Origin of the sequence: Mycobacterium sp. (assembly GCF_035697385.1) — a bacterium.
In the GTDB taxonomy this organism is placed as follows: domain Bacteria; phylum Actinomycetota; class Actinomycetes; order Mycobacteriales; family Mycobacteriaceae; genus Mycobacterium.
Genome location: NZ_DASSCY010000195.1, coordinates 23,968 through 36,282 on the forward strand (window position 1 = coordinate 23,968; position 12,315 = coordinate 36,282).

Here is a 12,315-nt window from a genome sequence, read left to right on the forward strand (position 1 = left end):
ATGACTATCAGTTTGCACTCGATCACCGACACCCAGGTCCCGAATCCGCGGACGCGTGACGTAGCCCCCCCTGCATCACGCGTCCGCACCTGGTCGCCCTGGCTGGTACTCGGCGTGGGGCTTGCCGCATTCTGCTATGGCGCAACGACATTGCGGTCCGCTACTGCCACGCAGTGGGGTCTTATTGCAGGCGCATCACCGGCCTACGGCCTTTCGATCCTGCTGGCCGTAGCGGGACTCGTCATCGCGATTCGGCAGGCCAACTTCAGCGCCGCCGCAGCCGCCACGATCCTGATGATCGTCGTGCAACGACTACCGCGATCAATGGCGACCGATTACCCCATGTACGCATGGACTTACAAGCATCTCGGCGTGGTCGATTACCTTCAGCACACCGAAGCGTTGGCTCGAGGCGTCGACGTCTACAACGGGTGGCCCGGGCTGTTCGCGCTCACGGCGTGGTTCTCCGATCTGACGGGCGTGCCACCCCTGTCGATCGCACACTGGTTCACGATCTTCTTCCACCTCGGGTTCGCCATGATCGTGTACGCGGCAGCGCGGGCGTGGGGATTGCCGCCGCTGGCAGCCATCACCGCGACATTCCTGGCGGCAACTCTCAATTGGGTTGAGCAGGACTACTATTCACCGCAGGCGACGACGATGCTGCTGACCGCGGGCATCATCGCACTGATCGGCCTCGCGCGTGAGCGGCCGGTCGGAACGTGGCTGTTGATCATCCTGTTCGCGGCCGCGACCATTACCCACCAGCTGACCCCATACTGGATCCTTCTGGTGATCGGGGTGTTGGTTGTCAGCCGCAAATTCAAGCCGTGGTGGGTCGTCTTTCCCTTGACCGCCTTACTGTTTGGCTTCCTGCTGTACAACTGGAACGAAGTAAGCGGATACGGCCTGCTGTCATTCGACATCTCCGAGAACGCCAAGTCGAACATTCCGGCGGTCGGCGTGGCCGGTCAACAACTCACAAGTCTTGGAGTAAGAGTCCTCACTTGCTCCATGTGGTTGATGACCGCGGCCGTACTGTTGATCCGCTGGCGAAGAAAGCAGCCGTTCTGGGCGCTTGGCGTGCTTGCCTTCAGCCCGATCGTGATTCTCGGAGGTCAGGGCTACGGGAACGAAGCGATATTCCGGGTCTTCTTGTACTCAGTGATCGGATGTTCGATCGTCATCGCGCCCGCCTGCGTTGCGGCACTGCGGCGTGGTGTGGCGACGTTCGTTGGCGCGGTTGCGGTCCTTTCGGTCCTCACCGCCTTGTCCGTGCAGGGAAACACCGGATCGTGGTTCGCGAACATCATGCCCAAGGAGCAAGTGGAAGGATCCAGACAACTGCTGGACCAAGCCGAGTTCCCCGGCTATATCACTGCGATAGCGCCCGTTTGGCCGGAACGAAGTTCGTGGCGATACGTCGACTTCGCGCGGTTCGACAAGGGTTTCGACGGCTCGATGATCGACATCTCGGACCTGGTGTTGATGGACTTCTCGACCGACGCGGACTACGAGAAGTTCCGTCACGCGGTCTCACAACGAACAAATGCGTCGACCTACCTGTTGTTCACCGACCAGGCACGGTTGTACTGCTGGTACTACGGGGTCCTGCCGCTGGACGCGTTGCCGAACCTCGAACGCCGCGTCAAGAGCGATCCCGATTGGCAACTGGTCTACGACGAGCAGGGCATAACCGTCTATCTCCATCGAGTGATCGTCAGCTGATCCGATGGATGCAACGACAGTGGTACAGCGGCGTGACCGGCCATGGCTCGGCGCGTACGTGGGCGCGCTGATCGGTCCGTTCGCGATGCCGTCGACCGATCAGGTCCGCGATGCGGTTGCCGCACTGGTGGATCGGTATCCGCACAGTCGCCTCAACTGGTGCCTGGACGCGACGGGACGGCGTTGGCGGCCGACCCGAACAGCCGAATCGATTGTGACCGAAGCGGGCTGGTCCGAGGACCTTTCGGTCGGGGGTGTACTGGATGCCATCGTCAGGGATGCATCTCTGGACCCGCCGCTGTCGCTCATCCGATTTCCGAAATACCTGGGGCTCAAGATGTCTCACGGGATCGGCGACGGCCGCATCTTCAACACCATCCTTACAGCGGTCGCGCATACCGCGATGACTTCAGAGATCCGTCCTTGGCCGGCTCAACCCACAGGCCGCTCTCCGTTGGCCGCGGCGGCGTGTATGACCTTCGGCCGCCATCCGTCCCTCATCAGGGCGGCGGTGGCCGACCGCTTTCCCAAGGAGCCGGTCCAACACGCCGCATCACATGCTTGGTCACCGTCCCGGCGCACCATTGCGATCCCGATCAAGCACTCCGAGTTCGACGAGATGAACTCCCTCTCGGGCAAGTCAGAAAATGGTCCTAACCGATATGCGGTACAAATCGGGTTACTGCTGAGGGCGCTGAGGGCGGTCGGCCTGAAAGTCAGTCGCGAGGTCAACGTCGTCGTCGACCTGCGCCGGTATCTCGGCTGGCGGTTCATCGATGGCAACTTCCTCGCCGGTGTACCCATGCAAGTGGGACCGGAGATGACGACGGCGCAGGTCGCGAAGACCATGAAGGCGAGCGTGCACTCGGGCCGACCACTCGCCACCCAAATGCTCTCCTCCCTGCGCAGCGGCCGTGCCAGAACCGCGGCAGTCAACTCGATTGACCCCGACGCCGCTATCCGGGTGACCTTCAGCGGGCTCGCCTCACCGGAGTACGACGACCTTCCGTTCCTGTCCGACAGTCAGATGGTCGTCGCGGGCAGCGTGGAACCCGATGGGCCAGGCGGCTTGACCTTCCTGATGACCCAGATGTCTTCGGTCACATGGATCAATGCGTCTTTCCATGACAACGTCATCGACGCTGCAAAGGTGGAGCAAGCACTGCGGCTCGTAGCTTCACCCCCGATCGGGCTCCTTTACGAACCAAGTGGGAGCCCATGATTCGCGTCCTTGCGGTAACCGAAGCTGCCGAGGTGCTCGGCACCGAGCACAGCCTGCTGAATCTTGCCGCGAAACTACCGGAAGTCGACGTCGAGATGACGTTGGCGGCCGGCGGGGGACGCTCGCTCGAGCAGCGGTGGCGTGATCTCGGGCTGCCGTTCCATGTGATCACTCTGCCCGAACGGCGTGGCTTTCGGCCGCATACAGGCCAGGGTTACCACAGCTTCGCAGAATTGTCGCGCCTGCCGTACCGGACTCTGCTCGCGATCCGCCGAATCGTCAACGCCACCCGGGCCGTCCGTCCCGACATCATCCAATCGGGCTGCCTCATCACGCATTTCGACTGCGCTGTCGCCGGTCTGATCACGCGCACGCCGTCGGTGTTGGAGCTGCACGATATCGTCGCCCCCGGAGTCGGCCGCGTGATGATGGGTCTGGCGGTGCGGCTGTCCGGCCGGGCGATCGCGGTCAGCTCCGCAGTCAAGAATCAGCTTCCGTCGTGGGCCAGGAGCCGCGTCGTGGTGATTCCACAGGGCATCAACATCGACCGATTCGACGCAGGTGCTATGCCGGATCAGTGGCGACGGATGCTCACTTCCGAACCTGACTGCACCCTGGTAGCCGCGATCGGACGAATCGACCCGGAGAAGAACCTGCATGTTCTGGTCCGCGCGGTCGCCATGGCCCGCGAGTCAGGCGCGGACCTGCATCTCGCGCTGGTCGGCGCGCCGAGCAAGGACAGCGGCGCATACCGGGACGAACTCAGAGCATTGGGTGAGGAACTGCTGCCCGGCGCCTTCCGGATGCTGCCTGAGGTTGACGACGTTCCTGGCGTGCTGCGGTCGACTGATGTGCTCGTCTGCCCGTCTGTCGAGGAGCCTTTCGGATTGATCCTGCTGGAGGCGCAGGCGTGCCGGGTACCCGTCGTGGCGAGTTCGGCTGGAGGCCCTCGCGAGTTCATCGCCCACGGCAAGACCGGAATGCTCGTTACTCCTGGTGATCCGTGCGGATACGCCGAAGTTCTGCAACGGCTCGCTCACGATCCGCGGCTTCGCGAACAGATTGCGCGGGCGGGACGAGCCCGGGTCAGAAGGTCCTACAGCGCCGAAATCCGAGCGCACAAAGTTGTATCGCTGTACCGACAGATCGCCGCGGGGTGAACGCATGTCAGACGGGAGTCACGCGATGGCCAATTCTGTAAAATCCGAGCCGAATTCACGCAGGACGGTCTCGATCTGCATTCCCGCGTTCCAGGCCGAACGCCATTTGCAGACGACAATCGACAGCGTGCTGGCGCAGGACTACGCCGACCTCGACCTCGAGGTTGTCGTCGTCGACAACAACAGCTCCGACGGCACCCGCGAGATCCTCGCGAAGTTGGCCGATGATCGGGTGCGGGTGATCCGCAACGAATCGACGCTACCGATGGTCGACAACTTCAACTATGCGGTGGGGCAAAGCCGCGGCGAGTTCGTGAAGCTGGTATGCGCAGACGACACACTCGAGCCGGACTGCATTGCGGCACAGTGTGAAGTTCTCGCGACCAACCCCGACGTTGCGCTTGTGGCCGTCCGAACGGATTTCATCGACGATGAAGGGAAACTGCTCCGACGCGCGCGTGGGGTCGCGAGAATCGCGGGCAGGCATTCGGCGCAGCGTGTGGCCAAAGAGATAGTCCGCAGCGGCAGTAATCCCATCGGGTCGCCGGTGGTGGCGATGTTCAGACGAACCGACTTCGACCGATGTGGTGGCTTTGTCGGAGATCTGCCGTTCGTAATGGAGATGGACCTATGGGTCCGTCTGTTGCGCGGTGGCGACTTCGTCGGTATACCACGGGTTCTCGCATCGTTTCGCATCGCCAGCGGCACCACGACCGCGTTGATGTCGGCGCGTTCGCAACTCGGTCAGCAGATCGAATTCGCGCGCAGGATCGCCGTCGATGCGCGCTGGCAGATCACCTTGATCGATCGCATCGTCGGCCGCGTCAGGTGCTACGACATGCAGGTCAGGCGCAGCTTGCTCTATCTCCTCAGTGCAGCGCGCGCATCGTGGCGCCGTCGCCGTATCACCGAAGAACCTTCCGGTGTAGAGCGATTGGCCCGCCGATGACTCTGGACGCGGCGCAGTCCAAGCCGACGAACACTGATGGCGAGCATTCTGCGGAACGCAACCTTCGCCTCAACACGCACGCTCTGATCGTTGCCAATGTGGTCACGGGAGCACTCGGGCTCGTGTTCTGGGTCGCCGCCGCCCGGTTGTTCCCAGCGAAAGAGGTCGGTATCGCAGCAGCGCAGATCAACTCCGCGGTGATGTTGTCGTTCTTGTCGATTCTGAGCCTCGACACGATCTATGAACGCTTCTTGCCGGTATCGGGCACCCACGCTCGATCACTGCTCAAGCACGGTTTCCTGCTGGTGGCAGTTGTTGCGGCACTGGCAGGTACCGCGCTGGTGGTGTTCGGACCGAGAGAATCGATGTTCGAATCCGGTTGGGAGATGGCGAGTTATCCGATCCTGGTGATGGTGCTTGCGGTATTCACACTGCAGGACAAGGCGACAGCCGGTCTCGGGGTGGCCCGCTGGTCAGCGGCGAAGAACGCCATCCACTCGATGGGCAAGCTGATCGCCGTCCTGGCGCTGGCGTGGACCGGTGCCGCGGTGTCGATCGTTCTCGCATGGGGTGTGACCGCGGCGGTGATTGCGCTCTACCTTCTGTTTGCACTCGACCGGCGTTCCCGCTCAAACCCCAGATTCCTTGGGATCCCGAACCTGCCTCCCCGCCAACAACTCTGGTCATACTTCGGATCATCATTCGGCATTACCGCCTGCTGGGCCGTCGGAAATCTGGCCGTACCGCTGATCGTCCTGACGCAGGTCGGCGCCGAGGCGAACGCGTACTTCGCCGTGTCATGGGCGATCATCATCGCGCTCTACGTCACGCTGGACCTCATCGTCAGCCCGTATGTGGCTGAGGCCGCGGCCAATCCGGGCAAGGTGATCTCGCTGACCTGGCGGATGCTGCGCACGCTGATGGTGGTGACCTGCATGGGAAGCATCGGTCTCGCGGTCGTTGCTCCGACGATGCTGAGTGTCGTCGGTGCGGAGTATCGCAGCGAGGGCCAGGGCCTGCTGTACCTCGCCGCCGTCTTCGTGCCGCTGGCGGCGGTGACCGCCGTTTATGAGGGATTTGCGCGCCTGCAGCGCAGACTGCGGTTGCTGCTGTTGGTGCGCTGCGTGGCAACGGTTGTGATCGTGGGTGGCTCGCTGATCCTCACGCGGACAGCCGGAGTTTCTGGCGTGGGGTGGGCGTGCCTCGCTGCGGAGACGGCAGCGGCTGCCGTCCTGATCGGTCCTGTCATGTTGTGGATTCGCCGCGCGCGATCGGGTGAGAAGGTCGTCCACCAATGACCGTACGCATGACGATTGCGGGCGTTCTCGCCGTGACGGCAGTCGCCGCATGTTCGCCGCAGCCCCCAACGGAACTCGACTACATGCGGGTCTCGGTCGACGGCCAGCCCACTCTCGGGATTGTCGCCAGGGATGTGACTCCAAGGGCGGTGGTGGTCTTCTTTCATGGCCTGGACAGCCACGAGGGCTCGCTGATCGCCGATGACGCGCACAAGGAATTGACGGACGATCTGGTGAACGCGGGTTTCGCTGTGATCGCCAGCAATGCCGGCGGGGACGCGTACGGAAATCCAGCGTCGCAACGGAATTACCGTGAACTTGCCAAGCAGGCGGTGGAGCACTACCGCGTCGAGAATGTCTACCTGCTTGCCGAGTCGATGGGCGCCATCGCGGCGGCCAACCTGCTGGCATCGGGCGACCCGCCACAGGTCTTAGGACTCGCCGCGATCAGCCCGGTGCTCAATCTTGCCAACCCGCCTGCCGATCACCGCGAGGCCATCGCTTCGAGTTTCCCCGGCGATTCCAGCGAGGCAGTCGACCCGATCGGCCTGCCACCGCAGGAGTTCCGCGGAAAGAAGGTGAGAATATATGCGACGCCCGAAGATTCGCTTGTCTCGACCGACGTCAACGCGCTGGCATTCCAGGCCCGCTTCGGTCCGGTCGCCGACATCTCGATCGTGTCCTGCACAGGTCCGCATCTCGATCGGTCATGTATTCAGGGAGACGACATCGTGAAGTGGTTCACGCAATTGGAGTCCGATGCCAAATCGTGAAGGTTCCAGGAGGGTGCGCCGTCATGGCCCCGTCGTTGCGCTGCTTGCTTGCCTCGTCACCGTCCAGTCGTGCGCATGCCCGGCCGTGAACGCGCAGGCCGAACCGGGCGGTAGTTGCGGCACAACCGCTGCCGCAGCGAACAACTGGGGCTCGCCAAACGTGACGTCGGACTTCTCGTCGCTTGCAGGCTGGAACGTCTACGACGGGCCGGGGCATGCCGGCAATGGCAGGCGCACACCTGCCGCGGTATCCGTCTCAGATGGCGTGCTGACCATAACCGGTGATGCAGCAGGCAATTCCGGCGGCATGGGGCAAAACTCTGGGCAGCACTACGGCCGGTGGGAGGTATGTGCGAGGTCGTCGGCCGGTGCCGCGACCTACCATCCGGTGCTGCTGTTGTGGCCCGATGCCGAGGACTGGCCAGTTGGAGGCGAGATCGACTTCATGGAGATCACCGACCCCGCACGCCAGTCCGTCGAAGGTTGGCTTCACTACGGCCCCGACGATCGGCGCGAAGGCGGCGGTGTCGTGATCGACGCCACGCAGTGGCACAGCTGGGCGGTCGAATGGACACCCGACCGGATTGTCTATTACGTCGACGGCCGGCCGTGGTGGTCCACGACGAACACCGCCCACTTCCCGCCGCGCTCGATGCATCTGTGCATTCAGCTCGACAATTTCGGCGGTGACACCAGCCAAGGAGGGCAGCTGATGGTCGACTGGGTGCAGCAGTTCGCGATCTAGGCCTGGCGATAACTCGACAGGAAGTTGCCCAATCGTTCGATGGCATTGGCCAGGTCACGTGACCAGGGCAGCGTCACGATGCGCAGGTGATCCGGTGTCGGCCAGTTGAAGCCGGTGCCCTGGGTGACCAGAATCTTTTCCTGCAGCAGCAGATCGAGCACCAGCTGCTCGTCGTCCTCGATGTCGTAGACCTCGGGATCGAGCCGCGGGAAGGTGTAGAGCGCGCCTTCGGGCTTCACACACGACACCCCGGGGATCTCGTTGAGCTTGGTCCACGCCACGTCACGCTGTTCGAGCAGTCGACCTCCCGGCAGCACCAGGTCTTCGATGCTCTGATGCCCGCCGAGCGCAACCTGAATCGCATACTGCGCGGGGACATTTGGGCACAGTCGCATGTTGGCGAGCAGGCTGATGCCCTCGATGAAGCTGCTTGCGTGTTCTTTGGGGCCAGTGATGACCAGCCACCCCGAGCGGTATCCGGCGACGCGGTAGGCCTTCGACAGCCCGTTGAACGTCAGCGTCAGTACGTCGGGTGCCACCGAGGCCATCGCGATGTGCTTGGCGTCGTCGTAGAGGATCTTGTCGTAGATCTCGTCGGCCAGTAGCAGCAGTTGATGCTTGCGCGCGAGATTGGCCATCTGCTCGAGGATTTCGCGGCTGTATACCGCGCCGGTCGGATTGTTCGGGTTGATCACGACGAGCGCCTTGGTGCGGTCGGTGATCTTTGATTCGAGGTCGGCGATGTCGGGCTGCCAGCCCTGGGTCTCGTCGCACAGGTAGTGCACCGGAGTGCCACCGGCCAGGGACGTCGATGCGGTCCACAGCGGGTAGTCGGGCGCAGGGATCAACACCTGGTCGCCGTTGTCGAGCAGCGCCTGCAGCGTCATCGTGATCAGCTCGGAAACGCCGTTGCCAAGATAGACATCGTCGATGTCGAATCGCGGAAAGCCATCCACCAGTTCGTAGCGGGTGAACACCGCACGCCGTGCCGACAGGATGCCCTTGGAATCCGAGTACCCCTGCGCGTTGGGCAGCGCCTGGATGATGTCGCGCATGATCACATCGGGCGCCTCGAACCCGAACGGCGCGGGGTTGCCGATGTTCAGTTTGAGGATGCGGTGACCTTCGGCCTCCAGCCGCGACGCGTGCTCGTGCACGGGCCCACGGATCTCGTACAGGACGTCCTGCAGCTTCGAAGACTGCGTGAACGTGCGCTGCCGCGGGTGATGTCCGGTGCTGTGCCACGGCATCTGGTGGGTAGTCACATCACCCATGGTCTCATTGCCGTCCACTTGTTTTGCCAGGAGTCAGCGTTTGCCCGGTGGACGTGCGCCCTTCGCGATGCCCAGGCCCTTGACGGGTGGCGCCGAAGTCTCGCCGTTGCCCTCATTTGCCTCGGGCTGTGTCTCGGGTTCTGTCGCAGCCGGGGCAGGAGCGGGTTGCGCCGGTGCCGCCGTCTTCTTCGCGCCCGGCCGGCGCGCGCCCGGCGCGATGCCGAGCCCCTTCACCGGTGGTTCGGTGGCGGTTGAGGCCGGCTCGGTCGCGGTGGACGCAGGCTCGGCGGCCGTCGCTGCTGGTTCAGCGGAAGCCGTTGGCGCCGTTGCTTTTTTGGCTCCCGGACGCCGTGCGCCTGCGGCGATACCAAGTCCCTTGACGGGTTCCGCCTTGGCAGGCTCGGCCTTGGCCGGCTCAGCAGGAGCCTGGGCGGCTGGCGCGGCCTTCTTGGTGCCAGGACGTTTGGCGCCTGCGGCAATTCCGAGTCCCTTGGCAGGTGGTGCAGCCGCCGCGGGCTTTTCGGCCGGCTCGGCGGGGGCGGCTGGGGCGGCCTTCTTGGCGCCGGGACGCTTGGCGCCCCCGGCGATACCGAGTCCGGTCACCGGCTTGGTCTCAGCGGGTGCGGCCTCAGCGGTCTTGGCCTCGGCCGGCGCCGCCTCCGCCGGTGCAGCCTCGGCCTTCGGCGCAGCTTCGACCTTGGCGGCGCGCTCTTCGGCAACCTTGGCGGCCGTGCCCTTTTCGGGCAGCGTGACCGAACTCGTGTCCAGCGAGCCCAACAACAGCTGCGCGACGTCGAGGACCTCGGCCTTCTCCACGTCACGGGCGGCGGCGACGTCGTCGACACCGTCGGTGATCATCACGCGGCAGAACGGGCAGCCGGTGGCGATCTTGCTGGCGCCGGTGTCCAGCGCCTCCTCGACGCGTTCCTGGTTGACGCGCTTGCCGATGTGCTCTTCCATCCACATGCGCGCACCGCCCGCGCCGCAGCACAGGCCGCGGTCGGCGTGGCGCGGCATTTCGGTCAGCGTCGCACCGGATGCGCCGATCAGCTCACGCGGCGCTTCGTAGACCTTGTTGTGCCTGCCGAGATAGCACGGGTCGTGGTAGGTGATTTCGCCAGGGCCGCTGCCGTTGCCGTCGACGGACTTGACCGGCACCAGCTTCTTGTCCCGGATCAGCCGGTTCAGCAACTGGGTGTGGTGCAGGACCGTGTAATTGCCGCCCACCTGCGGGTACTCGCGGCCCAGCGTGTTGAAGCAGTGCGGGCACGTGACGACGACCTTGCGGTCCACCCGCTCGACGCCTTCGAACAGATCGTTGAGCGTCTCGACGTTCTGTGCGGCCAGCTGCTGGAACAGGAACTCGTTGCCCGAGCGTCGCGCCGAATCACCGTTGCAGGTCTCGCCCTCACCGAGCACCAGATACTTCACGCCGGCGATGGCCAGCAGCTCGGCGACAGCCTTGGTGGTCTTTTTGGCCCGGTCCTCGTAGGCGCCGGCGCAACCGACCCAGAACAGGTACTCGTAGCCTTCGAAGGAATCGACGTCCTTGCCGAATACCGGCACGTCGAAGTCGACCTCGTCAATCCAGTTGGTGCGGTCCTTGGCGTTCTGGCCCCACGGATTACCTTTGTTCTCAAGGTTTTTGAACAGCACACCGAGTTCTCCCGGGAACTCGGACTCCATCATGACCTGGTAGCGGCGCATGTCGACGATGTGGTCGATGTGCTCGATGTCGACGGGGCACTGCTCCACGCACGCACCGCAGGTGGTGCATGACCACAGCACGTCGGGGTCGATCACGCCGCCCTGTTCGAGGGTGCCGACCAGCGGCCGCGTGGCCTGCTCCGGACCCGAGCCCATGATTCGCTCGAAGCCGGACTCGGGGACGTGGTGTTCCTCGTCGTGCTTCTCGCCGCCGAGTTCCTCGCCGAGCCCGCCTTGTGGCGTGTTCTCGAGCGGGGTCTCCTTGTCGCCAAGGATGTAGGGCGCCTTCGCGAACAGGTGGTCGCGCAGGTTCATGATCACGAGCTTGGGTGACAACGGCTTTCCGGTGTTCCACGCCGGGCATTGCGACTGGCAGCGACCACACTCGGTACACGTGGTGAAGTCCAGGTAGCCCTTCCACGTGAAGTCCTCGATCTTGCCGCGGCCGAGCACCGCGTCCTCGGCGGGATCCTCGAAGTCGATCGGGACGCCGTTGGACTCCACCGGCAACAGCGGGCCAAGGCCGTTGGGCAGCCGCTTAAACGTGACGTTGATGGGCGCCAGGCCGATGTGCAGGTGCTTGGAATGCAGCACGATCAACAGGAACACCAGCGCCACGCCGATGTGCATCAGCAGCGCGATGGTTTCGATCCACTCGTTGGCGGTGTGACCCAGCGGGTGCATGACCCAGCCCATCAACTGCGAGAAGAAGGCGCCGTTGCCGTACGGCAGGGTCTCGGTGTTCACCGCCGCACCTCGCACCAGGGCGTAGGTCCAGATGACGTTGAAGATCATGAACAGGATCAGCCAGGCGCCACCGGTGTGCGATCCGTAGAACCTGGAGTCGCGGCCGTGCTTCTTGGGCTCGCGCACGATGCGGATCACGGCGAAGGTGGCGATGCCGGCCAGCACGGCGACGGCGAAGAAGTCCTGTAGGAAGCCCAACGCGTCCCAGTGGCCGACAAAGGGGATGGCGAAGTCGTGGATGAACAGCAGGCCGAATGCCTCGAGGTAGACAGACCCGAGGATGAAGAAGCCCCACATCGTGAAGAAGTGCGCGATGCCGGGGATCGACCAGCGCAGGAGCCGGGTTTGCCCGAAGACCTCCTCGAACTGTGTGGTGATGCGTTTGCCGAGGTTGTCCTTGCGGTTGTTCTCGACGCTGGTCTTGGCGCCCGACCGGATCAGGTTGGTCAGAAAGAGGACTCGCTTGAGGGCGAATACGCCGACGACAGCGAGCATCAGGACCACCACGACGATCCTGATCAGCATCTGGGTTTCCACCGCGTGCCTCCCGTTTCTAAGTTACTCGAGAGTAACTTAATGAATGTTACTCATCGGTAACTTCCGCTCGATGCCTGCTCATAGTTGCATCTCGCCGGGAAAGACCGCTACGAAGGCTGCCCTTACTAGACCTCGGGGGTCGTCGTGGCCCCTCCGGTCCCGGTGCCAGTGCCTC

9 protein-coding genes are annotated in these 12,315 nt (G+C 63.7%); 7 read left to right on the plus strand and 2 right to left on the minus strand.

All coding sequences use genetic code 11. From position 1 onward, the window contains the following. Genes VFH65_RS15910 through VFH65_RS15940 form a run of 7 tightly spaced genes read left to right on the plus strand, consistent with a single transcriptional unit; the run spans nucleotide 1 to nucleotide 7,875 of the window. On the plus strand, nucleotides 1-1,728 hold the full coding sequence (locus VFH65_RS15910; RefSeq protein WP_353322713.1) for a hypothetical protein: 1,728 nt from the start codon (nucleotides 1-3) through the stop codon (nucleotides 1,726-1,728). A gap of 4 nt (nucleotides 1,729-1,732) precedes the next feature. Continuing rightward, nucleotides 1,733-2,950 carry a hypothetical protein gene (locus VFH65_RS15915; RefSeq protein WP_353322714.1) on the plus strand — a complete coding sequence of 406 codons (1,218 nt, stop codon included), beginning with the start codon at nucleotides 1,733-1,735 and terminating at the stop codon, nucleotides 2,948-2,950. After that, complete coding sequence (locus tag VFH65_RS15920) at nucleotides 2,947-4,110, plus strand: glycosyltransferase family 4 protein (RefSeq protein WP_353322715.1); 1,164 nt, start codon at nucleotides 2,947-2,949, stop codon at nucleotides 4,108-4,110. Before VFH65_RS15915 ends, VFH65_RS15920 begins: the two co-directional genes overlap by 4 nt. Nucleotides 4,111-4,135: 25 nt before the next feature. Next, nucleotides 4,136-5,059 carry a glycosyltransferase gene (locus tag VFH65_RS15925; RefSeq protein ID WP_353322717.1) on the plus strand — a complete coding sequence of 308 codons (924 nt, stop codon included), beginning with the start codon at nucleotides 4,136-4,138 and terminating at the stop codon, nucleotides 5,057-5,059. Further along, the gene (locus VFH65_RS15930; RefSeq protein WP_353322719.1) at nucleotides 5,056-6,357 is read left to right on the plus strand and encodes a lipopolysaccharide biosynthesis protein; all 1,302 of its coding nucleotides are present in this window, start codon (nucleotides 5,056-5,058) and stop codon (nucleotides 6,355-6,357) included. Before VFH65_RS15925 ends, VFH65_RS15930 begins: the two co-directional genes overlap by 4 nt. After that, on the plus strand, nucleotides 6,354-7,130 hold the full coding sequence (locus VFH65_RS15935; RefSeq protein WP_353322721.1) for an alpha/beta hydrolase: 777 nt from the start codon (nucleotides 6,354-6,356) through the stop codon (nucleotides 7,128-7,130). Before VFH65_RS15930 ends, VFH65_RS15935 begins: the two co-directional genes overlap by 4 nt. 13 nt (nucleotides 7,131-7,143) lie before the next feature. Continuing rightward, complete coding sequence (locus VFH65_RS15940) at nucleotides 7,144-7,875, plus strand: glycoside hydrolase family 16 protein (RefSeq protein WP_353322723.1); 732 nt, start codon at nucleotides 7,144-7,146, stop codon at nucleotides 7,873-7,875. On the opposite strand, the gene VFH65_RS15945 is transcribed toward VFH65_RS15940, so the two are convergent. Further along, entirely contained in the window at nucleotides 7,872-9,149 is a 1,278-nt protein-coding gene (locus VFH65_RS15945) for a pyridoxal phosphate-dependent aminotransferase (protein ID WP_414688434.1), read from the minus strand. The two genes, VFH65_RS15940 and VFH65_RS15945, sit on opposite strands and share 4 nt — an antisense overlap. Nucleotides 9,150-9,182: 33 nt before the next feature. Then, on the minus strand, nucleotides 9,183-12,140 hold the full coding sequence (locus VFH65_RS15950; RefSeq protein WP_353322727.1) for a heterodisulfide reductase-related iron-sulfur binding cluster: 2,958 nt from the start codon (nucleotides 12,138-12,140) through the stop codon (nucleotides 9,183-9,185). Between the last annotated feature and the right edge of the window lie 175 nt (nucleotides 12,141-12,315).